This window comes from Mesorhizobium sp. M7A.F.Ca.ET.027.03.2.1, from assembly GCF_003999175.1.
Classification (GTDB): domain Bacteria; phylum Pseudomonadota; class Alphaproteobacteria; order Rhizobiales; family Rhizobiaceae; genus Mesorhizobium.
Genome location: NZ_RZOM01001244.1, coordinates 1 through 1,596, shown reverse-complemented (window position 1 = coordinate 1,596; position 1,596 = coordinate 1). Strand labels below are relative to the sequence as shown.

At 62.3% G+C, this 1,596-nt stretch carries 3 protein-coding genes; all 3 read left to right on the top strand.

What is annotated here, in order from left to right:
- A partial coding sequence (locus EN750_RS33445) for a FixG Ig-like domain-containing protein (RefSeq protein ID WP_281062370.1) occupies window positions 1-391 on the top strand: 391 nt, incomplete at its 5' end.
- Entirely contained in the window at window positions 388-885 is a 498-nt protein-coding gene (locus EN750_RS33440; RefSeq protein ID WP_127399204.1) for a FixH family protein, read from the top strand. The genes EN750_RS33445 and EN750_RS33440, both read left to right, overlap by 4 nt.
- Window positions 882-1,596: heavy metal-associated domain-containing protein (locus tag EN750_RS33435; protein ID WP_145968159.1), on the top strand; the 715-nt coding region annotated here is incomplete at its 3' end. The genes EN750_RS33440 and EN750_RS33435, both read left to right, overlap by 4 nt.

Sequence of the window (1,596 nt, the reverse complement as noted above, 5' to 3'; positions counted from 1 at the left end):
GCTCTATTCCCTGCTGACGCGCGACCGGCTCGAACTGAACGTATTGCATGATCGCAATCCTCAGTTCGTCACGCTGTCCGACGGCTCCATCCGCAATGGCTATACCGTCAAGCTGCTCAACATGATCCCCGAGCCGCGGACGCTCGTCGTCACCATGCAGGGCCTTGAAGGCGCCGACATGGTCGTCGTCGGCGACGACATCCCGGCAGGCCGCTCTTTCGCCATTCCGGTGGAACCCGACCGCCTGAAAATGCTGAAGGTCTTCGTGCGCCAGCCGGCGGACCAGATCCGCGCGCCGGCGCAGACTTTCAAGTTCCGCGTCGAGGACAGAGCCAGCTTCGAGTCGAACGAGTACACCGCCACCTTCAACGCGCCGGAGGCCCCCAGATGACTGCCAATGTACAAAAGCCTCGTGAATTTACCGGCAGGCACATGCTGGCCATCATCCTCGCCTTTTTCGGCGTGGTCATCGCGGTCAATCTGACCATGGCGACGCTCGCCAGCACAAGCTGGACTGGCCTTGTCGTCGAAAACACCTATGTGGCGAGCCAGCAATTCAACAAGAAGGCCACGGAAGGACGGGCACAGGCAGCCCTTGGCTGGACCGGCAAGCTGACCATCGCATGGGGTGAAGTCCGCTACAGCCTCACCGATGCCGCTGGCAAGCCGGTTCCCCTGCACGGCGTCAAAATGCTGTTTCGTCATCCGGCTTACGAGAAAGAGGACGAGTCTGTCACGCTCGCGCTCGGCTCCGGCCAGGAATTCGCCGCGCAGCATATGCCCAAGGACGGCGTCTGGATCGTCGAGATCGACGCCGATGCCGGTCTGGATAAACCGTATCGCGACGTCAGCCGGATCATGATCTCCCATGGAGCGCTGCGATGAGCTGTTGTGCACCGGGCGCCGAAATGGCGCTGGACCTGGGCAGCGCGGCATCGGTGCTGCCATCCAGCCAGGAAATCAGGCTCGCGAGCCGCTCGCTTGGCGACGATCTTCGTCAGACCGATCTTTCAGTGCCGATGGTTCATTGCGCAGTCTGCATCCGGACGATCGAGACGGCGCTGGCGAAACTCGACAATGTCGAAGGCGCGCGTGTCAACCTGTCGACGAAGCGGGTCGCGATCCGGTGGCGTGGAGACAAGGTGCCGCCTTTCGTCGCTGCACTGGGACGACTGGGCTACGAGGCGCATCTGTTCGCCGCCGAGATCGATGAAAAAGACAAGACGCTTGCCGAACTGATCCGCGCCGTTGCTGTCGCCGGCTTTGCCGCGGGCAACATCATGCTGCTTTCGGTCTCGGTCTGGTCCGGCGCCGAAGGGGCCACCCGCGACCTGTTTCACTGGGTCTCGGCGCTGATTGCCATCCCGGCGCTCGCTTTCGCCGGCGGCATCTTCTTCCGCTCGGCCTGGAATGCACTGCGCCACGGCCGCATGAACATGGACGTGCCGATCGCGGTTGGGGTGTCGCTCGCTTACGCGATGAGCCTCTACGAGACGATCAACCATGGCGATCACGCCTATTTCGACGCGTCGGTATCACTGCTGTTCTTTCTTTTGATCGGCCGCACGCTGGATCACGTGATGCGCGAACGTGCCC

Bases quoted from the DNA above. Each gene is read 5' to 3' on its own strand.
- EN750_RS33440 (WP_127399204.1), top strand. From the start codon at position 388: ATGACTGCCAATGTACAAAAGCCTCGTGAATTTACCGGCAGGCACATG.